Raw genomic sequence first — 26,167 nt, 5'->3', positions numbered from 1 at the left:
ATCATGTATAAGATTGAGGCAAAAGACGTCAACCTGCACTACGGCGACTTCCACGCGCTAAAGGGCATCAGCATGAGCATGAAGCCCAACACCGTTACCGCCCTCATTGGGCCATCGGGCTGCGGTAAGTCCACCTTCCTGCGCTGCATCAACCGTATGAACGACCTGATTGACTCGGTGAAAATCTCGGGCCTTATTGCAGTGGATGGCGAGGACATCTACGAGAAAAACATAAACGTGGATGAACTCCGTAAGCATGTCGGCATGGTATTCCAGAAGCCCAACCCCTTCCCCAAGTCAATCTTCGAAAACGTGGCCTACGGCCTACGCGTGAACGGAGAAAATAACAAGAACTTTATCGAAGATAAGGTAAAGGAATCACTGGTACAGGCTGCCCTTTGGAACGAGGTAAAGGATAAGCTTAAGAAATCGGCGTTCGAGCTCTCGGGTGGACAGCAGCAGCGCCTCTGCATTGCTAGGGCGCTGGCCATATCACCATCGGTGCTGCTGATGGACGAGCCAGCATCGGCGCTCGACCCCATATCGACCTCAAAGATCGAGGAGTTGATCTACGAGCTGAAGTCTAACTACACCATCGTTATCGTAACGCACAACATGCAGCAGGCCGGGCGCGTAAGCGACCACACCGCCTTCTTCTACATGGGCGAGCTCATCGAGTACGGCGATACCAAGAAGGTGTTTACCAACCCCGACCATATCCAAACCCAGAACTACATCACGGGTAGGTTTGGTTAGTGGATTGCTGTTAGGCGAAGGCTGGAGCCTTCGCCTAACAAAGTGAAACGCTTAACCCACCCCTACCCCTCCCAAGGAGGGGATAAACTGCCATAATTATGCATTGTGCGTTTGAAAACATCCTTAACTAGACAACGATGGACACAGTATCAGCCAAACAACGCAGAACATAAGCAATACGCCTACGCCCCAAAACAACCAACATTAGTAACCTTACAAAAACACAACCGCTATGACGCATTTAGATAACGAGCTTCACATGCTAAAGACCGAGATGGGAAACATGCTCCACACGGTGCTCTTCCAACTCGAGAAGGCCCAAGAGGCCTGCATCAACGGGAATGTCGACCTGGCCCACGAGGTGGTGGCCCGCGAAAAACGGGTAAATGCCTACGAGCTGAAGATCGACAGCGACTGCGAAAACATCATCGCGCTCTTTAACCCTGTGGCCATCGACCTGCGGATGGTGCTCTCCACCCTCAAGATTAACTCCGACACCGAGCGCATCGGCGACTTTGCCGAGGGCCTGGCCAAGATATCGCTCAACAACCCCAACGGCTTCGACAAGGAGCTGGCGCAGGTGGCTAGCCTCGAGGTGATCTTTAAGAATGCCATCGAGATGCTCTCCGACGCCAAGGTGGCCTTCGATAAGGAGAATCCGCAGCTGGCCTCCTCCATCCTCTCCAAGGATGATATCCTCGACGAGGTGAACCGCAAGGCCAACGCCATCATCGAGGCCTACATCAAGGCGCACCCCGACAACATCACCCAGGCGCTCGACATGATTTCGGTGATCCGCAAGATTGAGCGCATTGGCGACCACTGCAGCAACATCGCCGAGGAGATCATCTTCTACATCGAGGCAAAGGTGCTTAAGCATCAGGATAAAAAGTAGAGGGAGGGGATTTTAGATTTTAGACGTTAGATTATAATCTCCGCTGGGTGTAGCGAGGAGGCTACACTCGGTTGGCCTAGGACTATAGCCGAACTCTTCTGAATGAGGCAAAAGCAAGGGCAGCACCTAAAGAGGAAAATGCGGATGCCCTCAGCAGAACTCCAGCAAAGCAACCCAATGGGGTTGGATGCTTCCAACGGAACTCCGGCGAAGCAATCAAAGGGGGTTGGATACCCTCAACCAAACCCGGGGGAAGCAATCAAAGGGGGTTAGATGCTTTCAACCAAGTTCCAGTAATGTTATTGGGCCGAAGCAAAGCCCCCAGCTAAGCTTCGGCTATAGAATAATCGACATAAAAAGCCCCCAGTTCCAATGAAACCGGGGGCTCAAAACCACCAAACTTGGTAAGGACAGCACCTCTACTCCCTTACCCACATTATCTTTTGGCTTAGGGCACTCCCCCTGTTCCGCAGCACAACTACCACAAGTCCCGTTTTAGCATCGAGGTCGAGGCTATGCTTAACCTCGCCGGGAACCTTACGCTGCATCACCTTACGGCCAAGCAAATCGTACACCTCAACGTCGGTTTCGCCGCCAACCAATTCGAGGTCGACCACCAGCTTCCGATCGTAGGCATACACCTGGGCAGGCATCTGCACCTTCGAGTCGGGCTGCACGGGGGCAAAGTGGAGCACGAAGCGGTTGGGCGAATCGCCCTTCGAGGCCCTAAACTGGTAAGGCCGACCTGTGGACAGATCGTGGATGTAGTGCGTCTGCCGATCCTCCAGCTTCAGGAGGCTAAACCGAAGCAGATCGAAGGCGCTGCTAATGGTGTAGGTACCGCTGGCACCTGCCGTAAACATCACGGGTACCGAGGCGTTTTGCTCGGGCGTGGTTAGGTATCGAATCGAGAGGTTTTCCTTCCCGGTGCTCAGGTATAGGCTAGGAGCGGTTTCAACCCTACTGAAAAGCTTTGTGGCGCCACTGGCATTCTGAGGATGGCCAAAGCGGAGCATCACCTCGTCGACGCCCAGTCCAGCCTCCGATTTAACGGTAAGGCTCACCACATCGCGCTTCTGTACCTTCGCCTTTAAAAGAGTTGCCGAGGCGTTATGCACGCGCACATCGTTGGTCATCACTAAATTTCCGGTCTGATTCGCCTTTACAAAGAATCCCTGACACGAAGCAATATAGCGGCCAACAGAGTTGGTTCCCACGCCATCAGCATCTCCCGAGTTGTACACCCCATAGTTGTTAACGTTCGGATTCCAAATCCACACATCGTAGCCGCTGCCAGATGCAACCAAATCACCTCTTGTCCATCCCGTCGCAGCGCACCAGTCGATGGCCGATGGATAAGAGTTACCCACAAAGTTGAAACCCGCTAAGCTAATATTAGTACTGCTTACGGTAAGTGGACAACTTATAGCACCATTGCCCAAAACACCTATAAAATCATGGGTAAAGTTCTCCTGATTCTGTAACGAGTATAGGTAGCCCCGTCCGAGAACGCCCGTAACCTCGGGATGCACCATAGGCCAGCTAACCGTTCCTGTATAGTTCAAAAAGTAGATCCAGCAATTGGTGGGCTCGTGCCAAACGTACAAGTCGTAACCCGTGCCATTACCGTATGTCCCCATAGGGAACCACTCCCCGGTAAACGTCTGATACTTGACAGGGGGCGATAGAAAATGCCAAGCCTCCTTACCTCCTGGGATGTAGCGCCTCACAATTGCAGGTACATTGTCGGTATTATGAAGGATTGATGATGTTCCCGTAGCATCGGACTGAAGCACAAAGCCATCATTTCCACCATTATTGATGACAGTTCCTGTAACAGTCAGCAGCACCCCAGGAGCAACCTTCAGCAGTTTGCCGCTTTCAACCTGCAGCGTTCCGGTAACGGTGGTAAGCGCGCTACTAGCAAGGGTCACCCCTTCAGCATTCTGGATATGCACGTTTTCGAACGTGGTGGCGCTGCTTCCGCCAACCGTTTGCGCCGAAGCGCCATCGAGAGCAATGGTGCTGCCCGTAGCCGTAAGGGTTCCGTTATTCGTAAAGTTTCCTCCTATCGAATGGCTAAACGCCCCAGTTGTAAAGGAGGCATTTGCACCAATGGTAGTATTTCCACCTATATCAAGAGCCCCGCCAGCAGCTGCCGAGGCGGTTCCCGAAAGGGTAAAGTTGCCATAGATGCTCATATCCTGGGTGGGCATCGTCTTCGTACTGCTCCCGCTGAGGGTAAGATTCCAGTACCCAGGAGTAAGCCCATTGGGATAGATGACCGTTTGGCTCGTGCCGTTGTACTCTATGGTATTAGGTAGGTATGCGGCACGTAGTATTGCATCAGTGCCAAGAGTAATTGCTCCTGCAATACTCATGTAGTTATTATTTTCTACTGCCACCGAACCACCGCTGGTAATCGCGATATTATAGAAGGTGGTACTACCGCCAATAGTTGCGCTAGCTCCCGACGATGCATTGGTTAAATCGAAAAGAACCGTACTAGTTCCCGGAATAAACGTTCCAGCACAGTTCCAAGCACCACCGCCTCCTGTTACCGTAAAGGTGGTAGAACTACGGCCATCAACAATACCACCACTTTGAATTGTTATTCTTTTTACCGATGCTGTTGCCGGCAAAATAGGGTCGTTGGCAGTAGTGCTAGCATTCGGAATTATAACATCGCTGGTAGATGTAGGCACATTCCCCCCCGACCAATTGCTATTGTTATTCCAGTCGCTACTATAGGATCCCTGCCACACGTAGTCTGCTGCCGATTTATTAGCCACCCCCCAAGGTCGCCCTACAAAATAGTTGAGTTCCCTATTCGATATAACCACCCAGTTGGCAGTAGAGTCCTGAATGGCCTTGCCATGCTCTTCTACTTTAGGAATATCGGCATGGTAATCCCAGGTAACCAGCTTGCTTTCGGTATTGCCGTTAAGCTCGCTATCGAGGTAGTACAGCTGAACTAAGGCCTGTGTATTTCCACCGTTGAGCTGGTTTATCTCGTAGCTGCGCTTCACCGCATCAGTCTTCCACGAGGGAGCCTCACCTATAGCAATCTTAAAGGTAACCTCGGTGGGCATCACCCCACCTGCCCCAATACCCATCCCGCTATTCCGATGCCCAAACGAATAGGGCACGTTAGGCTGAAAGCTGGTACGCTTAACCGTTCCGGTAACATCGCCATCGCCAACGGTTGTTGCAGGCTCGCCCATGGTAAGCGTATACGCCCCCATATCTAAGCTCCCCTTGGTAGCCGAAGGGTTGGCGCTTTGCAGGTTGAGCACACCGTTTACCGTAATATCGCCACCCAAAGTAATACCTGCTCCATTCACCGTAAGGTTGTTTATGCTACCAGAAATAAGAGAAGCAGGAAGCGTTACAGCTGCCGAATTGGTAAAAGCCAACGTGGCACCACTACCGCCTGCACTAATGCTGCCGCTGGTACGCGATGGAGGATTACTCCCCGGCAGCGTTAGCGTAGCCGCACCAATGGTAAGCGTGCCAGCAGTAAGGGTCAGCCCACCCGATACGGTTAAATCGCCGTTTAGGGTTAGCCCTTGGCTATTATTTAGGGTTAAGCCGACAACCGAATTGCCCGTAAAAGCCCCGGAAGGGATGCTTTGGGCCATCGAACCAGCGAAGATCACCCCCGAAGAGGCTGCTAAGGCATCAACCTGAGCACCATTTGTCAAATTAAAATTTCGGTTAATGGTAAGGTTCTTACCATTAATCACCAGCTTCTTCGAGCTTTGCGCATTCGATATATCGCCAACTATACGATCTTGATCTAGGACACAATCGTTAGCCGGAGCAGCAGCAAAAACAATATCGGCACCGCTCGGAGGCACCGAGCCATTCGACCAGTTAGAGGCTGTACCAAAATCGGTACTGGTACCACCAACCCAAACCCTAAAGTAGCTATCAAAAGCGCCCATGTGCGGTGTTGTAGCCCTACTGGTTCCGTAGTAGTCGGTAGTAACTCCCGTTCCGCTTATTCCGAGCAAAGAAGTCGACGAATGGTAGTCGGAAACATTTACCCCGCCACGGTTGGTGAAGCCAGGATCCACATTTAGGCTATTCGCATCTTGCCCAGTTGCCGTTTTCCATGCGGCAAAGCTGGTGATGTTGGCACCATAGTACCCCAACGTAGTTTCGGCAGTATAGTAATCGTTGTAGTTAATGGTTAGCGCACCTCCTGCAGTTCTAATGTAGATGGCGTAGTGCGTTCCCTTTTGCGTGCGGGCGTTGTAGAAAATATTGTTTCGGATATCGCGTGTACTAGAGCTACCATCACAGTAAAAAGCGTAGCTGTTATGCGTGGAAGACATAGGAACACCATGAATGTATACCGTATTAAAGTATATTTTGCTGGTAATGCCGGAGATGCCAGGTTCAAAGATTCCGAAGATTATGGTCTTTGAGGTATTATCTATAACAATAATATTGTTGTAAACAGTAGTACTCCCCGCCTTTATCTTTATACCATAGGTGTAAGATGTTGCCACAGCCGAAAAAAACAGGCTGTGTATAAAATTTGCAGCAATCACGTTATTCCCGCTGCTGCTTCCCGAGAAGTAGAGACCTATTATCGAAATGCTATAGCTCCCGCTTGAGCGGGCATTTGATAACCTACAAATGGTATTGCCGGTAACGCTATTCGCATTATCGGTTCCTGTAAGCAAAATCCCCACCACCGAGGAATTTGCATCTTGTAGGGTATTTCTATTTCGGGTGGATAGATCGCTAACCGTATTACCTGAAATGGTATTAGTACCGCTAGCAGCAACAATCCCGTTAACCCTTAGGGCAACACCTTCCGAACCACTCTGATCGTTATTCAGGTTCGCTACTGTATTTCCACTTATGGTAACAGTACCAGTTCCTTCGGAATATATACCTTGAATAGCATTCGCAACATTTACCTCACCTAACGGCTGTATAGCCCAAATACTATTTGCCGTACTACTGCTTCCTATTATATTGTCGCTAATTGTAGTGCTCCCAGCACCTGTTTTATAAATTCCCCAAATAGAGCATACCCCCGAACCTCCATCTTCCGATTGAATAGAGCCAATAGTGTTATTGCTGCATGCAATAGTTCCAGTACTTGCTATGTACACGCCATATACTTTTCCAATGCCACCATTTCCTCCTCCTGCATAGTAGTAAATTGAGCTGGTAGATGAGCTGCTACCTATAGTATTGCCCGAAGTAGTTCCAATATTTACGTTGCCTGCTTCAATAGACATCGCATACCAGGTAGAGGCGGCTGCATTATTCCACGAAAAGCCCTTTATGGTATTGCCCTGAATGCTACTAGCCGTTGTCGTGCCAACACTTACTCTTATGCCATAAAAGGTATTTGTACTACCAGTCTTTGTCCAAGTACCGCTACACGATGCGCTGCTTCCTCCAATATAGTTCCCGCTAACCGTAAACCCATTTCCCGAAGTATTATTGATGCTAATGACGGTATAGGTACCCGTACCTGATGCTGTAAACGTTGCCGCTTCGTAGAAGCTATTCCCCGAGATAGTCCAAGTGGTTGTATTGGCTCCTAGGTTTATTCCATTCGATGCAGCTGCGGCATTCAAAAAGTTGTAGATATTGTTATTGCTGATGGTGTTTCCGCTGTTCTCGAAACCAGAGGTTCCTAAAGAATAGATCACGTTGATGGGTCTTCCGGCAGCATCGCTGGTTATATCGTTCCTGTCAATGGTATTGCCATCATTCCCGTTGCCTGACGATGCTGTGGAAAAAAAGATAACCCCGCCCGATGAATTCAACGAAGCCCCTTTGATGGTACAGAACTGCACCTTATTACTCTCCGCCGACTCCCTGAACCTAATGGTAGAGGCTGAGGTTCCGGTGCTCGAATTAGAGATTGTCAAGTTCTTTGCTCCTGCCTGGTTAACCCGTCCGTCGATGGTAACATTGTCGGCTCCGTTAAGGTCTATCAAGGGTGCATTAAGATTACCCGAAATGGTATAACCCGAACCTGTTGGGTAAATGGTTACCGAACCAGTTCTGGCATTTAAAACAGCCGTAGCGGTTTCGGTCGTGCTGCTGGTTAATCTCAAGACTACATCACCGGTAAGCGTACCTGCATTAATAGCATCGAAGGCAGCCTTTAGGGTTGTGTAGGTTTTGCCTGCACCCACTTCTGTTTGTGCACTTGCCCTCGAAGCAGTTAATCCTATGCAAGCGGCAATAGCTACAAGCACAGAAAATAGCCTAAATGTTCTTTTCATGATCTTTGGTGGTTTGTTCTATATCCTTAATTCATCCCTCCTATTCCTCACTTCGTTCGCTATACTCCGTTAATCTTTCTTTTTACGATTAGTGGTTCATCTAATGAGTCTTTTACGGAGACCATTCTTTTTATGGACGAGGCGCATTTTTTTGAGGGAATGCACCCAACCCTCACCTTGTAGAATCCGCGGTGCAGAATCACACCCACACTCATCTCTTTTTCCTTCTTAAGGGTCTTTGCATACCTCATTGCGTTACTTTCTATCCTAAATGAGCCACATTGCACGCAGTAGTTTCCACCTTGGGCACAAACTTCACCCCACAGCAGTTTTGCAGCTACATTTTTCTTAGTGCTAACTCGTGGGGCTTGAGATCTCGAAGACGCATATAACTTGCCCTTAGCCTCAATACCTATTCCATCACCATAAACACCCGTTGTGCTGTTCTTGGCGCCTTCTGCTTTTATGCTGGAAGGCTGCTCCATTGGCGCACTTGTAAGAGGTAAACCTGATGAGGAATTCGAAGAACTTTTATCGGAAGCCTTTTCTACCAACGTATTCTCATCATTTTTTTTGCTTAGGGTAAAGTTGAGGATGCTCACAACATCGCCCTCCTCTAATGCCTTTATGGTAAACGAAATTTGTCGAGGAGTTGAGGCATAGTCGAGCCGTTGCAGCTGCGTAGAATCAACGCAAGCCACATAATCGCCCTGAGCCAACCCAACGTAGCTGATGTACCCATCCGACTCCGAGAGCATTTCGGCAACAGGTTTACCTCCACCCTTGCGGTATATCTTTACCAGTATCCGCCCTAATCCCTTAAGATTGTTATTGCTGTTTAGCGAAACCATACCATTAGCCTCGCCTACCACAATAATCGGCACATCCACCCGCTTAAACTGGTTAGGGTCTACAAGAACCTTGTACGTTTTATGCTTAAAGCGCCACGAGATGTTATCCAGCTCGCTATCGTCAAACTCCATCATGTAGTCTACAAACGGGTTTAGCTCCGTAATACGAACAATGGAGTCCTTCTTGCTGAAGATGACTTTCCCTCCAGGTATCTTAACCGAGGTAAGCTTTACCATGCGCTCGCCCTTATCGAATACGCCATTTTGGTTTAGGTCGAGGAATGGATATACAACTAGTCCTCCCTTACCTACCGAAGGGTTGTTGCTGGTATACACATACCCATTACCGCCACCAAAGGCTAAGCTACCCTGCGCGCTTTGCGAGGTGTAGTAAGAGCCCTGACTACGCGATGCCGTAAGGTTGGTTCGTGCAAAGCTTAGGTCGTACTTAAAGCTTAAGCTGATATAGTCGTTACTACTAGCAACATTTCGCTCGTACGTTGCAGTTAAGTATCCTTTAGAGAAATTCTTCTCGATATCTGTTCGCCATGATATTAGCTTGCCATCGGTTATATTACCATAAGCCGATGGTCTTATCATTACTCCATTCCTCAACCGATAGGACAGCGCAAGATTAGAGGTTGCATATACCCGGCTCCCCTCAATCCAATTAAGCATGGTTGACGAGTTTGCGCTAAACTGCCTATAGTAAAGCGAAAGCATTACGTTTGCCTGATTGTAGCTAACGGAGCTATACACTAGCTGGTTGTAGTCGATCCGAGAATTAAATGAAATATTCCTCAACCTGAAAGGAACCGATAGCCTCACCTTCCGTTCCTCGAGCGCATTGAAGAGCGTTGCCTTTTGCCCTTCTTTAAACTTTGCATAGTCTAGCTCTATAAGCGCATCCTTCCAAAAATAGTAGCTGAGCAAGCCCTGAGCCTTAACGTCGTGGTCGTACTCTCCGCTAATAATCATCTTAGTTAACGGCTGTACGGTTGCCTTTGCAAAAGGTATGTAGGCTCCACTAGTAATGGAGGAAAGGTACTCTACCCCACCTCCTACCGTAAGGAACCTGCTTACGCCGTAGTTAAACTCTGCCCTACCGTAACGGCTATTGGTGCTATCCTGAAGAACACCACCCGACAGTCCGTACTCAAACTCACCTACTGGCATAACCGTGTAAGGCATATTCATGGTGCGCTCCTCGGTGCGCTCTTCGCCAAGTGGTCCGTAGAATTTTAGCTTCAGCGTGGTGTAGCCGTACACTATGGGAACCTTAAAGGTGTATGCCCCCGATGCATCCGTCTTGGTATAGTCAACCAGTACGTTGTTTATGTAGAGTTCCACCGTCCAGTTTGGTTCGGCAACCTCGTTTATGGTGTAGTACCCCTTTGCCTTTCGTACCGTTGTAGGGGTATTGCGTACTGCTACACCAACAATAGGTGCGTTTATAAAGGCTATTGTTTGATTTGATATCCGCCCAACCTGCGCCTGCCTAATCAGCGTTTTATCGTTATCCACCCAGCGCCAGAGATAGTAAAGATTCCTATCGCTAAACTTATACCTATCGTTATAGTATGCCGAAACATTTGCCTCGCCATACAGCAGCTCGGTACCAACCCCTAAGCCAAAGCTGTTGGTTGTTTCTCCTTTCCACTTCTGGTACGAGGCAACCGACCAGTCTACCATACCGGGCTTAAAGAGGTGGTAGCTCCGCGAAACAACCGTATCGGCAACAACCTCGCCTTTTACCTTGGCAATGTTCTTCCGCATTGCCTCCAGCTGCTGCTGCTTAAATATGGGAAGCTCGAAATTCGGCTTCACCTTTAGGATTAGGCTTCGGAAGTTAAAGGTCATGTCCAACCCAAACGTTCCTCCAAAAAGCGAAGACTCCATGTACAGCATGCCGCTATAGCTTACAAGCCCGCCCCTAAAGCTATACTCCTTACCTCCTACGCTTACACGCTGCCTGCTATAATCTATTAGGTAGGGTTGTCGTTTAGCACCAATATAGCCGCTAATGCTATCGCCTTTGGCGCTAACGATGTAGGGTATTCCGAGCGGACCAAACAGCCCTTCGATGCTGACGTAAAGGCGATCGTTGCTAGAGTAGAGGGCTTCAGCATAAAACTCGCTTAATCGATCGACCGTAACCAGCACCGATACCTCGTCGTAGGTGATGGGCATTTCTACCGTTTCGTCGGTAAACTTGTCCTGTGCCATTAGGCATACCGATGGGAAAAGCCAAAGCAGCAGCAATAGAAGAACACCTTGCGATTGGGACTTGAGCTTACTCAACCACACCCCCGCAAGATGCACTACAAGCTGTGCCTTATGATACCCATCCCCCATCAGCTACTCCCTATTAAATGTTATGGAAAAGGTTCCCTCGTAGGTTCCAGAAGTTGCACCTGCCGGAACATGCAGCGTGCCCCCTACCCGAATAGGAGTAACAAAATTGCAATCGGCAGTAGTGGTAAAGGTAGAACCGCTTGGTCCCTTTTCGGTTGGTCCAATATCCATGGTAAGCGTACCTCCGCTACTTCCTGTTAGGATAGCAGTAGCATCGTAGGTTATTACAACATTACGACCCGGACAAATCTTAACCTCAAAGATGGCAGGTTGTGCCGTTGGCGACGCTGAAATAAGCGATACCCCACCCGTTGCAGTTCTGGTTCCATCGTACCCTACAACCACGGTACCTCCCGAACCCGATACGCAAAAGGTGCCAAAGTGCAGCAGCTGGATTGCCGTTACGGTTATGGTGCGCTGGGGTAAATCGGGCTGGGCAAAAGAAGGTACCGCACAAAACAGCATAACCACCGCAAGCAGCAGCATACGAAAATTCAGAATCGCTTTTAATGGTTTCATGAGCGTATTCTTTTCCTGGCATTCGCCAACTGTTTTTATTTTACCTCCGAGTGGTTGGGAAGCTTATATCTTTCCGGTTCTTGCAGCGCACATTCGGATGCACAAACACCTAATAGCAATACTTTATCCCTATACTCGGCTGAGGCTGTGCCCATAGCCGTCAAGCTAAGGCTTAATTCAACAGATCAACGCCACTGCTAAGCGTAGGCTCTGCCTACGCTTTTTCCCCTTTTGGCCTCTGGCCGTATTCTAAAGGCTAGAAGCCTTGGTTACTCGAGCGCAGCGAGGACGCTACGCTCAGCGTGGGGGATAAGCTGCATATATTTTGCGTTCTGCATTATTCATATCCTTACGACTTGCTAAATATCCAACTCCCCTTCGGCATACACGTTGTGCTTGCCCTCCTCGGCGCACACGTACTGCACCTTTAGCTTGCCATCCTTTAGCACCCTTTTCTCCTTATCCTTTAGCGGTAGCGTAATAAACCTTCTATTGGTGGTGGTGTACACCCCAATACCTCGCACCAAGACAACCTCGTAGGGTTTACCTTGCTTGGGTATAAACTCTACCCTAATATCCCCGTAGGTAGATATATTGCCTGTTCGATTTATGGTAAAGGCAAGGTTTTGTACGGTATCCTTAACTTGGGCTAACCGCAGGTCGCTGAATTTAACAGATACAGAAATTAGGCCTGAACGAATAATAACTGGTATACATAACCCGAATATAGGAACTAGACTAACACTAATACTTGAATCTTTTGATGGATTTTTAATCCCAAGAGGGGCATAGTTTCTTTCCGAACGGAAATAGAGATGCGAACGGTACTCTCCTGAACCCATTTTAGCAGTTCGCCTGCGCTGCAACATTATGGTCTGAGACTCACCTGGTGCCAAAGTTATCCTACGTGGGAATACTCGCAAATAAGGAGCAGCGATCATAAACGAAGAGTCTGGTTTATCTATTTCTAAAAAGCCTCCATTCTCATTCATGGCATACTCCAAAAAAGAGACTGAATAGGTTACAGTATCCTTATCTGTGTTAACTAAACATAGATTTTCTTTCTGAACTTTGCCTTCAAAAATGACACGCGTTGGTGTTACAAGCAAATTTCCTTGTGCACTAGCAGAAATAGCAACACTCTGAAAAATAATAAAAAACAAAATCGTAAAAATTCTGTTCATGTTCCAGTTTCTTGATGGTTATTCGATAAGCAACTACAAGCCTGACAATGTTTCAATAGGGGGAGCAAATGCCTCCCCCTATTGTTTGTTAATAGGTTCTAATTATAAAGTACGCTAACTGTAAAAGTTTTGGTGTAAATACCAGGTAGCTGATGAGCACTAACATTCAATGTACCTCCAATAAAAAGGTATGATGTTGTACTTGATAAAGTATTATCGAAACGATACCCGGCATTAGTAGGTAAAAGAACATCTGAAACAGATGGTCCATCCAAACCAATATTTAAAATTAAATTATTAACAGACATTGTCTTGTTTGTATAAGTTCCGCTTAAATCCTCACTATTAGTTAATGTAAGAGTATTAGCCGCATCAAGGCTACCTAATTGAACATAGTAATCCATATTAGGATAAGCTGTAGTAATTTTAAAAGCAGCAGCAGTAGGTTTTGAAGTCAATAAAGTTAAATTCGAAGAAGGAGTAGCAACACTAGCCGTAGACAGAGTTACTGTTCCAATATTTGCTTCATTAGCAACTATATAATTACCAAAATACATATCGCTTTGCTTTTCATTCTGCAGTGCCGTTACAATAGAGGCACTAGCATTTACATTTACAGGTGTATCCTGCCCCATAACCGTACCCGAAAAACCGACCATCAGCGCGATGGCTCCAAGAAGCATTAATGATCTTTTCATTTTTTTTGTTTTAAAAGATTAAACACATTCAAAACGTTAATGGGTGGTGCTACCTAGGAATGCCCATCGCCATCAAGCAATTTTGTTTTTCCTCCCCCTCAACACTCCTAGCAAATCAGCTTGTTCCAGCAGCTGGTGCTGGTTTGATAACTCTACAACAGCATGTTTTCGGAAAGTGTTTACAAGCGCACGGACTTTAACCTTTTAAACACTGTGTGCTAAGCAATCATTACGGGGAGATGGCGCTGCTCTAGGGCATAAAAAAGCCAGGCGCTACGGCCTGGCTTTTTTTATTGGTAACCCCAACGAACGGGCTACTGGTTGCCCGTGGGCTTATCCTTGGGCTTATCTTTCTCCTTCTCCTTTTCGTTCTTGCTGCGGGTTTCCCTGGAGTCTATCAGCTTCACCTTGGCCTCGATGAGCGGGTTGAGCTGCGAGATAATCTGGTTGTACTCGGGCTTGCTCGATATCTGGGCGAAGGCGTTGATGCGGTTGGCCAACTTGAGATACTGGTCGCGCGCCTGGCGGCCGGTCTGTACGGGCGATTCGGGATCCTTGGTTCCATAGGCCTGCGTGCGGGCGTTCTGTACGGCTAGAAACTTAGCTCGGGTGGCCATCACATCGTCCCAAAATGTCTTTACGCCCAGTTTGGCAAGCGCGCTAACGAGCTCGGGCTTGGAGGTAAAGAGGGCATCGATCTTGCTGATGGTGGTTACCTCGGCATCGTACGACATCTCCTCGATATCCCACCCCTGCTCCTCGACGGCGCGAACGATAGCTAGCGCAGGCACTCGAATCTCGTCCTTGGGGTTGCGCGAGTACGACTTTACTAGCCCCTTGAAGCTGCCCACGTAGCCGTCGAGCTCGCCATCGAGCTTTACCATCTCCTCGGTCTTCTCCTTTTCGGTGATTACGGTAGAGGTGCTCTCGAAGCGGTTGGTGCGGCGCTCGAGTTCGGACAGTTCGGCCTCCAGCTCCAGCGTTTTCACATCGAACGACTTCAGTACGGCAATCATCTGGCGTAGTAGGCCAATTTGTTCGTCAACGTGCAGTCGACTCATGAATGTTCCTTTTAATTTCATAATCCTTATGTGTTAAATTTTTCCAATTATATAAAATATGCACAAACAACCAATATCCATTAAGCATGTTATAAAACATCCAATTCGGCAAAGGTGCCATGTTTTCTCCGTACAAGCAGCCACAAGCACGTCAAGTCACCCAATCAAAAAAATAGGGAATTAGGGCTTTGTACCATATACAAAAGCACCAACGGAACTCCGGTGACCCCTTTGTATATGGTACAAGACCCCCAACGGAACTCCGGCGAAGCCTTTGTATATGGTACAAAGCACCCAACGGAACTCCGGCGAAGCCTTTGTATATGGTACAAAGCACCCAACGGAACTCCGGTGGAGCCTTTGTATATGGTACAAAGCACCCAACGAAGTTCTGGCGAGCCTTCTGTACCTGTAAAGTCCATCGGCAAGAGGTTCTACCGCATAAACCACCGTGCCAGCTTCAGCTTAGCCGAGGTGTAGGGTGGAAAAAAGAACGAAAGGTTTACCAGAGTCGACGTGCTGAGGATGCTCTTGTGGTGCGAGAAGGCCTCGAAGCTGCGGCGGCCATGGTAGCTGCCCGTACCGCTGGCCATCACCCCGCCAAAGGGCACCTTGGGGCTCACCAGGTGCAGCAGCGCGTTGTTGATGGCGCCGCCGCCAAACTCCACCTGCTCCACAAAGAAGCGCTCCACCCGCTTGCTCTGGGTGAAGAGGTACAGCGCCAGCGGGTAGCGGTTGCGGCGAACGATGGCTAGCGCCTCGTCGAGGCTATCGTAGACGATGATGGGGAGGATGGGGCCGAAGATCTCCTCCTGCATGATGGGCGCCTCGAGCGAGACATTCTCCAATAGAGTCGGCTCGATGTAGAGTTTTTCGGGGTTGCTGCGCCCGCCGTGCGCGATGCGGCCATCGGCCAGGTAGCCCATCAGCGTATCGAAGCGGCGTCGGTTGACGATGCGGGTAAGGTCGGCACACCGTTCGGGATCATCACCATAAAACTCCCTGATGCACCCTTTAGCCAGCTCCACCACCTCGTCCTTTACGCTGTGGTGCACCAGCAGGTAGTCGGGTGCCACGCACGTTTGCCCGGCGTTGAAGAACTTGGCCCACACCAGCCGCCTTACCGATACCCGGAGGTTGGCATCGGCATGAACGATAGCCGGACTCTTGCCGCCCAGCTCCAGCGTCACGGGGGTGAGGTGCTTGGCAGCCATCCCCATCACCTGCCGCCCTACCTTGGGGCTACCCGTAAAGAAGATATGGTTGAAAGGGAATCCTTCAATGAGCATGGGGCCCAGCTGCGCCCCCGATCCCGGAGCGACGCTAACGTAGCAGGAGTCGAAGGTTTCGCCCACCAGCTTAGCAACAACGGCAGCCGTATGCGGGGCCATATCGCTTGGCAGCAGCACGGCGCAGCAGCCGGCAGCAATAGCGCCGACGAGCGGAGCGATGAGCAGCTGAAAGGGGTAGTTCCAAGGCCCAATGATGAGCACCACCCCGCGCGGCTCGGCCACAATCCGCGAGCGCGAGGGCTGAAGCATCAGCGACGTACCTACCCGCTGGGGCCTCATCCACCGCTTCAGATGGCTGATGGCGTAGTCGATCTCCTCGTACAGGATGCCCACCTCGCTGGAGAACGCCTCGTAGACCGGCTTGCACATGTCGGCATGTAGGGCGGTAAGGATTTCGTCCTCGCGCCGCTTGATGGCCGCTTTAAGTTTCGCGAGCTGCGCCACCCTAAAGGCGTAACTGCGGGTGCTGCCTCCGTCAAAGAAAGCGCGTTTGGCGCTATAGGCCTGCTCGATGTCTTGCTCCTGCATGTCGGTAGTGTTTTAAATTGAAATCAATCCAAGATCAGCAAAGATAGCAATCCCCCCTCTGTTAAAATCGGAAAAGAAGCCGCTGCCGCACCATATAATTCGAAATTTATCGTTATCCTAGCAGCCCCTTACCGCATCCGAAACCCATTTTGACTACGCAAACAGATGAAACACCCCTTCTGCAAAACAGCGCTCGCCACGCTCACCCTGCTCCTTTTTCAGCTGGCCGCCATGGCGCAAGGCGATGCTACGCCCGACAGCGCCAGCTACGCCAACCTCATCCACGCTCCCGTAGCTCGCATCTTTAGCGCAAGAAATGGGACGAGGTGGATTATCGCTGGCAAGGACAGCAGCCTGCTGTACCGGGTAACACACAAGGGCGTCGTCATCAACATGAGGGATACCGCCGGGCTCCCCTGCGATACCCGATTCAGCGATGTGCTCATCATCCGAAACAACCGCGTGCTTGTTGGAACTAAGAACCGGTACGTATTCAGCTTCAACGGCGATAAGGCCAAATGGATCAACAGCAGCTACGGGCTTACCGATAGCACCATCGACCACTTCGAGTGGGATAAAAGGCAGAAGCTCCTCTTTGTCGAAACGGCCAACTCTCGTTTTCTGGTGAAGCACCACAACAAGCTCATCAACATCCGCTTCTCCGAGGTTAAGGACACGCTCACCACCTTCGACGAGATCCGCCACTTCATAAAGAGCAACTTCCGATGGAGCATCCAGAAGGGCATCTGCGAGGTGTGCGCCGATATCGACTTCAGCTTCCGCGCCGAGAAGTTCGTCAGCGAGGAAGACCTCCAGCACATTAAGGACACCCTTCGCCCGGGCGACATCATCGTAAAGCGCAACGACGAGCAGCTCTCCAACGTGGGCATCCCCGGCTTTTGGACCCATTCGGGAATATACGTAGGCTCCCTGGCGCAGCTCGACAGCTGCTTTAGCGGCATTGCCATGCTCGGCGGGCAAAAACCTTCGGCCTACATTCAGGAAAGCTACCGCGAGGTTTACGAAAGGCTAGCCGATAAACAGGGTTTAATTATTGAAGCAATTGGAAAGGGGGTGGTCATAAATCCGGTGGAGCATATTGCCAAGGTAGACTACCTGGCAGCGCTAAGGACAAACCTCGACAAAGCCGACATCTTTAAGTCGCTTCTCACGGCCTTCGAGTACCTCGGCACGCCCTACGACTACCTGTTCGACTTCAGCAACGACAACGAGCTGGTGTGTAGCGAGCTCGTTTACCTCTCGTTCCGACCATCGCCAAACAAGACGGGAATTAACTTTATCATGGGAGAACTTGATGGAGAAACCTTCCTTTCGCCCAACGACATCGCCAAGCAGTACAGCCTAGAATGGAAGCAGCCCTCGCCGCAGCTAAAGCTGGTATTCTTCTACGATGCCAAGCGGCGACAGCGCAAGTCGGAAAGGCGCAACGAGGCGGCATTCGCCAAGTCGTGGAGGCGGAAGAGCCTCTACTAGGAATCTACTGGTTAACGAAACAAACGGTACTGCAGGCAATAACCCCAGCCGTCTCTGTGCGCAGGCGGCTTTCGCCCAGCGATATTTCAACGAAGCCATGCTGCTTAGCCAGTTCCACCTCCTCGATGCTGAAATCACCTTCGGGACCAATAAGAATAAGGGCATTCTCGCCGGGATCAACGGCATGCTTTAGCAGCACCTTTTCGCCCTCGTTGCAGTGGGCAATAAGCTTCTTACCCTCGAATGGAAGTTTTACCAGTTCCTTAAACGGCGTAATCTCGTTCACCTTTGGATGGTAAGCCTTCAGCGATTGCTTAACGGCTGCCGTCACCACCTTCTCCGAGCGCTCCTGCTTAACGGTTCTACGTTCGGAGTGAAATGACTCCAGCGGCGTAATCTCGTCGATGCCGATTTCGGTTACCTTTTCCAGGAACCACTCGTAGCGGTCGATTAGCTTAGTAGGCCCAATGGCTACATGAAGGTAGTAGGGACGCTTGCCGTAGCACTCTTGCTTTTCTACCACCTCTACCCTACACCGCTTCGGATTGGCATCCGCAACCTTGGCAACGTAAAATCCGCCAACGCCATCAACAAGGTAGATTTGCTCGCCAACCTCCATGCGCAGCACGCGCACGCAGTGCTTCGACTCCTCCTCGCTTAAGGTGTACGACGATCCGGCAATATCAGGGGTATAGAAAATATTCATGCCGCGAAGATAGCAAAAATCAGCCGAGCCGATAATTCACTCCTGATTCTTAAAGGATATATGAACAATCAGCCAACAAATTCGCTTAATTTACATGACCATTCAAAAAACAGTATGTTAGTCAAAATTTATCCCGAAAATCCGAACGAGCGCCAAATTAACGAGGTGGTACGAGTACTCGAAAACGATGGTGTTATCATCTACCCCACCGACTCCGTTTATGCGCTTGGCTGCAGCCTTAAAAGCAAGAAGGGGCTCGAACGCATCCTTAAAATAAAGGGGCTAAAGCAAAAAGATGTCGACTTCTCCATAATCTGCACCGATTTAAGCAACCTCTCGCAGTTTGCAAAGGTCGACAACGCCACCTTTAAGCTGATGAAGAAAAACCTGCCAGGACCTTTTACCTTTATTTTACCCGCATCCAACAAGATTCCCGACATATTTTTGGACAAAAAAAAGACCATCGGCATTCGTATCCCCGACAATCCAATCCCAATAGCCATAACCGCAGCGCTTGGGCACCCGCTTATCACCACATCCATCAAGGATGATGATCAGATAATTGAATACACAACCGATCCAGAGCTAATACACGAACGATTCGAGCACCTAGTAGATCTTACCATTGATGGTGGGTACGGAGGAAATATAGGAACCACTGTCGTTGATTGTACTACCCCAGAATTCGAGATTGTAAGGGAAGGGAAAGGTGAACTTATAGAATAAGTTCAAAATTGCAGATACAAAAAAAGGTCGTTCAAATTGAACGACCTTTTCTTTATCGTAGAAGAAACTTACTAGTAGCGATTAGTTCTTGGGCCACGGTTTCCACCGCCTCTGTTACCACCGAAAGAACCTCTTGGCTTGTCTTCTCTTGGCTTAGCTTCAGATACAGAAATTGTTCTGCCATCGTACTCAACTTGGTTAAGTTCTTCGATAGCACGATTTGCTTCCTCGTCAGAAGCCATTTCAACAAAACCAAAACCTCTTGAGCGGCCGGTTACTTTGTCAGTAATTACTTTTGCAGAGCTAACTTGTCCGTACTCTTCAAAAAGTTGTGCTAGGTCATCATCATTGACTCTAAAACTCAAGTTCGAAATAAAAATGTTCATTTGTCTAAAAAAATTAAAGCTTTTATCCTTTGTTTTCGGTGAGTCTTTTAGATGGAGTCGACGATGACTTTTCTGAAATTTGATCTAGTTATTAGAATAACTTTCAAAAATTTTTATCTGACAAACTAACTAGAAACTCAGACGGCAACAAATTCAATGACAAATATCGTCTCTTTTTTCAAATAATCAAGAGTCCGCACTACTTTTTTACAAAAAAAACACAATATTCCTTAAGACAGATATACTAATTAAACCATTTTAGCCTTTTCTGGGCCTCATCATTAGGATGAATACCTTTTACAAGCCAAATTTTCATAGACAATCGCGCGACGACCTTACTTAAAGAGTCTTTCGCTTACACGACAACAAGCCCATTTTTCCGCGCCGTTTTCCAAACTTTAGAGGACGAAATCACCGCTACTCCACCTGGCAAATGATTTTTTGCCAAACTTATCACCAAATCTACCGCTACAAAATTCGAATGCTCATCGAGAAGAAGGAAGAAATTCTCCCAAAAGGCAATTTCCTCTAGGCGAAATATCACCTCGACCATTTTGCTTTGGGTAAAGATATGCAGCTTGGGGCGGCGGCTATCGGTTAGCAGCAGCTGGTAGCCATCGGCGAGCCACACCAGGGTTCCGCTATCTGGGAAGCTATCGTTCTTTACGGTCACGAGGCAGCCGGCAATGAGCGTTGGGGCCACCTTCGCCTGTGGGACTCTGTCATCAAACCAGGTTGCGACGCTCTTTTCTAAGCCCAGGTTGTGCATGTAGTTGTAGGTCGCCTTTCGCAGCCCTTCGCCCAGCATTTCGAGGTCGGTATCGGTGCTATCGGTAAAGAATATTTCGTTGTTGGCGAACGGATTTTTCTTGCTCGACAGCGGCTTTGCCCCATACCTTTCGGGGTTGCATCCTGCGGGGCTATGCACCGTCATGGCAAAGCGGTGCCAGAAGGCCGATTGGATGAGCTTCTGCTCGAAGAGCTGGCGTACGACCTCGAGGGAGTCGATGGTTTCCTGCGTGGTTTCGGAGGGGAAACCGTACATCAGGTAGGCGTGCACCAGGATGCCCGCCGAGGAGAGGGCGCTGGTAACCTTTGCCGTTTGCTTGATGTCTACACCTTTACTCATTAGGGCAAGCAAGCGGTCGGAGGCCACCTCGAGCCCGCCGGATACGGCAATGCAGCCGGCCCGCGCCATCAGCAGGCAGAGTTCGCGGGTGAAGCTGCGCTCGAACCGCACGTTGGCCCACCAGCTAACGGTTAGCCCACGACGGATGATTTCGAGCGATATCTTCTTGAGCAGCGCGGGAGGGGCAGCCTCGTCGACAAAGTGGAAGCCCGACTGCCCGGTTTGCGCCATTACGTCCTCCATCATATCCACAATGGCCGAGGCGTCGTAGGGTTCGAAGCGCTTGATGTAGTCGAGCGTGACGTCGCAGAAGGCACACTTGGCCCAGTAGCAGCCGTGCGCTAGGATGAGCTTATTCCAGCGGCCATCGCTCCAGAGCTTAAGCATGGGGTTGGGGGTTTCCAGCATGTCGAGGTACTTGCCAATGGGCAGCTGGCTGTACAGGGGGGCTGGCCGCTCGCTGCCCGCCACATCTAGGTGCGCATTGCCTACGTTGGTCAGCTTGCCATCCTTTAGGAAGGAGGTTCGCACGAGGGTATCCTCGCTCCTCTTGCCCTGCATGTGCTCCAAAAGGCGGAGGATGGAGATCTCGCCATCATCGTAAAGAAGGTAGTCGATGTACCCGAAAAGGCGCGGGTCGGAGAGGTCGCGTAGCTCAGTGCTCACGTATCCACCGCCCATCAGCACCTTTACGTTGGGACGATTTTGCTTCAGCCAGCTAGCGCAGATCAGCGCGGCATAAAGGTTCCCAGGGAAGGGTACCGTAAAGCCAACCACATCGGGCTTTACTTCATCAAAATAAGCTGAAAAGGTATCAATAATTAGGCGATCGATCAGGCTGGGCTCGCCATCGACCGCAGCCTTTAGGCTATCGAAGGTGGGCAGGGCAACGCAGAGCGACTCGGCGTAGCGGATGAGTTCGAAGTGGGGCGATACGTTGCGACGGATGAAGTCGCTGATATCCTCGATGTAGAGCGTGGCCAGGTGCTTAGCCCGATCCAGAACGCCCAAATCGCCAAAGAGGAACTCGAGGTCGGCCAGGTGCCTGAAACGCTCACCCTCGGGCAGGAATCCGCGCGTGCCGATGCGGTTGGCCAGCGTAGCATCGCCACCGCGTAGAAAGCGGATCACCGAATCGATGGTGGCTATGTAGCGATGGCGCAGAGCTAGCATCTTGGCATCTGCATGGCTGGTAGCGCCGGCATCGTCAACCGAGTCGAATACTTCAGCCAGCATCGCTGCCGTAAAAATCCGGTCAATGAGCTCGATGCCCAGATCTTGCTGGTAAACCTCAACTCCCTGCTTCGAGAGGTAGCCGGCCAGGTAGGGCGTGGCTGGATATGGGGTGTTGAGCTGCGTTAGCGGCGGAGTGACAAGTAGGATGCGCATTGCGTAGGATCTCTTCGGTAAATAATGGCCAAAGATACTAGAAAAGGGGAACGGAACATCGGAAAAAGGGCGTGGTGGGGGCCGCTTGGCGGTAAACAAATTGCGGCGGCAGCTGTTTAGGTCGGTAAAACAAATCGAACTAGCATGAAAAATTTAGCAGCAGCACTTTTACTTCTTGCCTCGGCATCGGCCTTTGGGCAGCAGAAATGGGCGGTAGACCCATCGCACTCGGGCGTAAAGTTTTCGGTAACGCACATGATGGTATCGGAGGTGGATGGCCGCTTCACCAAGTTTAACGGAACCATAGACTCGGCATCGCCCGACTTCATCAATGCCAAGATCAGCTTTACGGTTGACGTGAACAGCATCAGCACCGACAACGAGATGCGCGACAAGCATCTGAAATCCGACGATTTCTTTAACGCGGAAAAGTTTCCTAGCATGACCTTTACCAGCACTTCGTTTAAGCGCGTGAAGGGCAACAAGTACCTTCTAGAGGGCAACCTCACCATTAGGGATGTTACCAAGAAGGTGAAGTTCAGCACCACCTTCATGGGCAAGGCAAAATCGAAGCAGGGAATGCTGGCCGCCTTTAAGGCCACCGCGGTTATTGACCGTTTGGCCTTTGGGCTGAAGTGGAATGCACTTACCGAGGCTGGTGGCGCCATGGTGGGAAAGGACGTGACCATTAACCTGAACCTGGAGTTTGGAGAAGCAAAGTAACCATTAAGCGCAGATGGGGAGCCCCACGCGCTCTTCCTGTTAGATTCTATGCATTGGGCCATCCTCCTAGCTTAGGAGGATGGCCCAATGTATTTTGAGAAAATTTGTCGGCTGACAATTGTCCAAAAATCTTTTTTTGAAGGATTTGTTGGCAGGCAAATGGGTCAAAACTTTTTTTTGAAGGATTTATTGGCTGACAAATAGCCCAAAAACTTTTTTTGAAGGATTTGTCGACTGACAAATGAACCAAAAATTTTTTTTAAGGGATTTGCCGACGAACAAATGGGCAAAAAACTTTCTTGGGAAGATTTGTCGGCTGACAAATGGGTTTAAAGCCATTACCAACCCTCGGTTGCGTGCTTAAACGCTACTTCGCCACCTTTCCCGCCTTAAAGGTTATCGTTCCTTGATCCGACTTCAGCACCAGCGTCGATTCGTCGACCGTTGCTGCTAGCGGAGCGGCGAGCAGGCGGCGGTAGAGGCGCTCGACGTCGCCGATAGCGCCCGTGCAGAGCATCTTGGTTGCCCCAACCCTATCGAACGTAACCACGTTGCCCCGCAGCGTAAACGCGCCGAAGTAGCGGTTGCAGCAGGTGCCGTGGATGCGGGATGTTTGTGGATCGAAAACCAGCGTGGCCTCCTCGCCGGCAGGCACGTCGATGCTCCGATCGCCGCTTTCGATCCTAACCATATTCCAGGTTTTGGCGTAGAGCAGCGCGGTGTCGAGATGGAGGGTGTCGACCACAGCAGCGGCTTCAGGACGACTCGTAGAGCCCCCCTTAAACGAGGCGCAGCCGCCAAGAGCAGCGACCAGCGCTAAAAGGGTAACGATTGCTTTCATACAATAAGAGCATTAAGGTATCCTTTGGAGCGAACATTTCACTTTTAAGCTTGCCAGAGCCGAATGCAACTTAGTATATCCTAAAAGCGAAATCACTACTACCCTACCGCCCTTTATACGGGGCAGGGCTACTTTCGGTTGAGGAAGTGGGTAACCGCCTCCGAGAAGCCCGAGCTGGCAGCATCGCCCACCACATGGTGCTGCAGCCTCAGCGGCTCCGCAGCGTTAGCCACCACGTAGCTGTGCGGCGTATAGTCGAGCATATCCACATCGTTAAAGTCGTTTCCGACAACCATAACGTCGCTACGCAAGACGTTAAGCTTAGAGGCCAACATCTCCAGCGCATGCCCCTTCGAAACGTTCTTATCGAACACCTCTACCCACATATTCTCGCCATTGATGGGCGATGTCGTACGGATAACCTTATAATCGGAAAGGCTAGCGGCAATCCGGTCAAAGCGGTCCAAGTCTGGCTCCATAAACGCCAGCGCCTGGCACGATTCGGGGTACTCATCCATCCTCAGCGGAAAGCAGTAGTCGGGGTAGTGCCGCATCCGCTCGTGGAAGTCGGATATGGGATGCTCCGTCGCCGAGTAGTAGAAGTGGTGCGTATCGGGCACCGGCTTGTGCAGCATAAAGTCGAGGTGGTGGCGCGTCAGCTCCTTCACCAGGTATTTAACCCGGCTTGAGGATAGCTGGGCGCTAAAGATGATCTCCCCGGTTCGCCAGTCCATCACCCCAACGCCTGTCGAAAAGATAAGGTAGTCGATGGGGAACGTACGCGGGATGTTGCGCAGGATGGCGTAGAACGACCGCCCCGTGGCGAGCACCCGCACCACCCCCTGGTTGCCCAGCATCCGAAGGGTATCCAAATCCCTATTCGACACCTTCCCGCCATGCGGCAGCAGCGTTCCATCGAGGTCGGTTGCAACAATTTTCATCGACTAATAGATTTTAGATTTTAGACGTTAGATTTTAGATTTTAGATTACATGTTATACTGGGTGATATTAGATTCTCGTCTAAAGCCTAATATCTCACGTCTAGCATCTATTTTTAAACAAAAAATCCAAAAGGATTGCCTGCAACTTACCAGCTTTTACCGGCAAAAACAAGCAACCCTTTTGGATGTAAGGTTATCGTACGATGCTACGCCTAGGCGTTAATCATCATTGGCATGAGCAGCATCAGCGTATCGTCGAATTCGCCGACCTGGGTGGTAGGCAGCACAAGCCCTGCGCGTGATGGATCTGCTAGTTCGAGTACCACCTCTTCGCTTTCGATATTCGAAAGAATTTCTGAAAGGAAGGTAGACTTAAAACCAATCTCCATGTTATCGCCCTCGTACTGGCAGCTAAGACGCTCGATAGCCGAAATCGAGAAGTCGAGGTCCTGCGCCGAAACGGTGAGCTGGTTGCCGTCAATCTTAAGCTTGATAAGGTTGCTGGCCTGATTCGAGCAAACCGACACGCGGCGAACGCAGTTAAGCAGCTCGGCCCTATCAATGGTAAGCCTATTGGGGTTGTTGGTTGGGATTACCGAGTTGTAGGCAGGGTAGGTTCCCTCCACCAAGCGGCAAACCAGCTTAAAGTTGGTAAGGGTAAACGAGGCGTTCTTCGAGTCGAATGCCATGGCAACATCGTTCGCTTCCTTAGCCAAAAGCGCCTTAAGCAGGTTGGCTGGCTTCTTAGGAAGGATAAACGATGCAGCACCCGAAGGATGAACATCGGAACGCTTGTAGCGAACCAGCTTGTGGGCATCCGAAGCCACAAAGATGGCTGATTCGGTATCGAAGTCGATGTTGATACCATTCATTACCGGACGAAGTTCGTCGTCGGCAGTGGCAAATACAGTTTTGGTGATGCCATCAAGAAGGGCATCGGGGTTGATGTCAACCTCAAATTTCGACTCTTCCTTGATAAGGGGCACTGCGGGAAAATCCTCGGCGCTTGCACCAGGGATGTTGAACTTACCCTTTTCCCAGCTAATCTCGACATCGAGATTCTCGGGATTTACAATAAAGGTAAGTGGCTGCTCTGGAAACTCCTTCAAGGTGTCGGTTAACAGCTTTGCAGGAATAGCAATATCCCCATCTTCCACCACATTCTCGATATGAAGGGTGGTTTCCATGGTGGATTCCAGATCGGAAGCAGTAACCTTTAGCTCGTTGTTGTGGAGCTTAAACAAGAAATTGTCCAAAATAGGAAGCGTATTCTTGCTGTTAATCACCCTGCTGATAAGCTGTAGGTGGCTCAAGAGTTCGGTGCTGGATACTACGAATTTCATTCCTTAATTATTTAATTTTCAAAAGTATTTTCTTTTGCTGTTCAGGATTCAAGTATACAAAAAAAAGGGGGAGGAATTACCCCTTC

At 49.9% G+C, this 26,167-nt stretch carries 18 protein-coding genes; 5 read left to right on the top strand and 13 right to left on the bottom strand.

What is annotated here, in order from left to right:
* Positions 1 to 3 precede the first annotated feature (3 nt).
* Together pstB and phoU are read left to right on the top strand one after the other, a co-directional pair.
* Positions 4 to 756 carry a phosphate ABC transporter ATP-binding protein PstB gene (gene pstB / locus ACHZA1_RS15590; RefSeq protein ID WP_320052788.1) on the top strand — a complete coding sequence of 251 codons (753 nt, stop codon included), beginning with the start codon at positions 4 to 6 and terminating at the stop codon, positions 754 to 756.
* 232 nt (positions 757 to 988) lie between these two features.
* Positions 989 to 1,651: a phosphate signaling complex protein PhoU gene (gene phoU, locus ACHZA1_RS15585; protein ID WP_320052787.1), complete on the top strand. Its 663-nt coding sequence runs from the start codon at positions 989 to 991 to the stop codon at positions 1,649 to 1,651.
* 419 nt (positions 1,652 to 2,070) lie between these two features.
* Here the strand turns inward: phoU and ACHZA1_RS15580 are convergent, their stop codons facing one another.
* The 7 genes from ACHZA1_RS15580 to ACHZA1_RS15550 all read right to left on the bottom strand — a co-directional run bounded on the left by ACHZA1_RS15580 (position 2,071) and on the right by ACHZA1_RS15550 (position 16,402).
* Positions 2,071 to 7,914, bottom strand: coding sequence for a hypothetical protein (locus ACHZA1_RS15580; protein ID WP_320052786.1), 5,844 nt, complete (start codon positions 7,912 to 7,914; stop codon positions 2,071 to 2,073).
* A gap of 59 nt (positions 7,915 to 7,973) precedes the next feature.
* Complete coding sequence (locus tag ACHZA1_RS15575; RefSeq protein WP_320052785.1) at positions 7,974 to 11,120, bottom strand: SPOR domain-containing protein; 3,147 nt, start codon at positions 11,118 to 11,120, stop codon at positions 7,974 to 7,976.
* A 3-nt stretch (positions 11,121 to 11,123) separates the two neighbouring features.
* The gene (locus ACHZA1_RS15570) at positions 11,124 to 11,639 is read right to left on the bottom strand and encodes a DUF4402 domain-containing protein (protein WP_320052784.1); all 516 of its coding nucleotides are present in this window, start codon (positions 11,637 to 11,639) and stop codon (positions 11,124 to 11,126) included.
* Positions 11,640 to 11,998: 359 nt separating this feature from the next.
* Positions 11,999 to 12,823 carry a hypothetical protein gene (locus tag ACHZA1_RS15565; RefSeq protein WP_320052783.1) on the bottom strand — a complete coding sequence of 275 codons (825 nt, stop codon included), beginning with the start codon at positions 12,821 to 12,823 and terminating at the stop codon, positions 11,999 to 12,001.
* A gap of 98 nt (positions 12,824 to 12,921) precedes the next feature.
* Positions 12,922 to 13,521, bottom strand: a complete 600-nt coding sequence (locus tag ACHZA1_RS15560) for a DUF4402 domain-containing protein (protein ID WP_320052782.1) — start codon at positions 13,519 to 13,521, stop codon at positions 12,922 to 12,924.
* Positions 13,522 to 13,835: 314 nt separating this feature from the next.
* A complete protein-coding gene (locus ACHZA1_RS15555; protein ID WP_320052781.1) occupies positions 13,836 to 14,582 on the bottom strand; it encodes a DUF6261 family protein in 747 nt (248 codons plus the stop codon).
* Between the two features lie 434 nt (positions 14,583 to 15,016).
* Positions 15,017 to 16,402, bottom strand: a complete 1,386-nt coding sequence (locus ACHZA1_RS15550; protein ID WP_320052780.1) for an aldehyde dehydrogenase — start codon at positions 16,400 to 16,402, stop codon at positions 15,017 to 15,019.
* A gap of 165 nt (positions 16,403 to 16,567) precedes the next feature.
* Here ACHZA1_RS15550 and ACHZA1_RS15545 point away from each other — a divergent pair, with 165 nt between their 5' ends.
* Positions 16,568 to 17,896, top strand: a complete 1,329-nt coding sequence (locus ACHZA1_RS15545; protein ID WP_320052779.1) for a YiiX/YebB-like N1pC/P60 family cysteine hydrolase — start codon at positions 16,568 to 16,570, stop codon at positions 17,894 to 17,896.
* A 4-nt stretch (positions 17,897 to 17,900) separates the two neighbouring features.
* Here ACHZA1_RS15545 and ACHZA1_RS15540 read toward each other — a convergent pair whose 3' ends face one another.
* Positions 17,901 to 18,602, bottom strand: coding sequence for a 16S rRNA (uracil(1498)-N(3))-methyltransferase (locus tag ACHZA1_RS15540; RefSeq protein ID WP_320052778.1), 702 nt, complete (start codon positions 18,600 to 18,602; stop codon positions 17,901 to 17,903).
* Positions 18,603 to 18,716: 114 nt separating this feature from the next.
* On the opposite strand from ACHZA1_RS15540, the gene ACHZA1_RS15535 reads away from it, so the two are divergent.
* Positions 18,717 to 19,328 (top strand): L-threonylcarbamoyladenylate synthase, encoded by a 612-nt coding sequence (locus ACHZA1_RS15535; RefSeq protein ID WP_320052777.1) that lies wholly within the window; start codon positions 18,717 to 18,719, stop codon positions 19,326 to 19,328.
* 71 nt (positions 19,329 to 19,399) lie between these two features.
* On the opposite strand, the gene ACHZA1_RS15530 is transcribed toward ACHZA1_RS15535, so the two are convergent.
* Together ACHZA1_RS15530 and ACHZA1_RS15525 are read right to left on the bottom strand one after the other, a co-directional pair.
* Complete coding sequence (locus ACHZA1_RS15530; protein ID WP_320052776.1) at positions 19,400 to 19,714, bottom strand: RNA-binding protein; 315 nt, start codon at positions 19,712 to 19,714, stop codon at positions 19,400 to 19,402.
* A gap of 355 nt (positions 19,715 to 20,069) precedes the next feature.
* Positions 20,070 to 22,232: a radical SAM protein gene (locus ACHZA1_RS15525; protein ID WP_320052775.1), complete on the bottom strand. Its 2,163-nt coding sequence runs from the start codon at positions 22,230 to 22,232 to the stop codon at positions 20,070 to 20,072.
* Positions 22,233 to 22,376: 144 nt separating this feature from the next.
* Between ACHZA1_RS15525 and ACHZA1_RS15520 the strand changes: the two genes are divergently transcribed.
* Positions 22,377 to 22,955, top strand: coding sequence for a YceI family protein (locus tag ACHZA1_RS15520; protein WP_320052774.1), 579 nt, complete (start codon positions 22,377 to 22,379; stop codon positions 22,953 to 22,955).
* A 367-nt stretch (positions 22,956 to 23,322) separates the two neighbouring features.
* On the opposite strand, the gene ACHZA1_RS15515 is transcribed toward ACHZA1_RS15520, so the two are convergent.
* From ACHZA1_RS15515 to dnaN, 3 genes are all read right to left on the bottom strand, one after another.
* Positions 23,323 to 23,796, bottom strand: coding sequence for an META domain-containing protein (locus ACHZA1_RS15515; protein WP_320052773.1), 474 nt, complete (start codon positions 23,794 to 23,796; stop codon positions 23,323 to 23,325).
* 128 nt (positions 23,797 to 23,924) lie between these two features.
* Positions 23,925 to 24,737: an HAD family hydrolase gene (locus tag ACHZA1_RS15510; RefSeq protein WP_320052772.1), complete on the bottom strand. Its 813-nt coding sequence runs from the start codon at positions 24,735 to 24,737 to the stop codon at positions 23,925 to 23,927.
* Positions 24,738 to 24,950: 213 nt separating this feature from the next.
* Positions 24,951 to 26,081, bottom strand: a complete 1,131-nt coding sequence (gene dnaN / locus ACHZA1_RS15505) for a DNA polymerase III subunit beta (protein ID WP_320052771.1) — start codon at positions 26,079 to 26,081, stop codon at positions 24,951 to 24,953.
* Positions 26,082 to 26,167: the final 86 nt, after the last annotated feature.

Source organism: uncultured Acetobacteroides sp. (assembly GCF_963667355.2).
GTDB lineage: Bacteria > Bacteroidota > Bacteroidia > Bacteroidales > ZOR0009 > Acetobacteroides.
Note: the sequence above shows the minus strand (reverse complement) of the source record. Positions and strands in the feature narration are given on the sequence as shown.